The sequence below is a fragment of the Secundilactobacillus mixtipabuli genome (genome assembly GCF_002217925.1).
In the GTDB taxonomy this organism is placed as follows: Bacteria; Bacillota; Bacilli; order Lactobacillales; family Lactobacillaceae; genus Secundilactobacillus; species Secundilactobacillus mixtipabuli.
On sequence record NZ_BCMF01000068.1, the window covers coordinates 1 to 240 of the forward strand.

Consider the following 240-nt stretch of genomic DNA (forward strand, 5'->3'; position numbering starts at 1 on the left):
TAACATCGTTGATGGTGTCCTGATTTTGGTGGAATAAGCGCCAATGAGATTTCAATATGCGATAGAGGCGTGAGCGGTGATCGGGAATGGTCTGAAAAGCTTGAATACGAGCTTGATCAAGTGCTCGTCCAGCCAGTTGAATAATGTGAAATCGATCGATTACGATTTCAGCATTGGGAAAGATCCGCTTAATAAAGTGACAGTATTGAGCGTTTAAATCAACTACCACACTTTGAACTC

The 240-nt window shown here is 42.1% G+C and carries 1 protein-coding gene; it reads right to left on the minus strand.

Annotated features, from left to right (window positions below; genetic code table 11):
- On the minus strand, positions 1 to 240 hold a 240-nt coding region (locus IWT5_RS12030), incomplete at both ends, for a transposase (protein WP_143443116.1).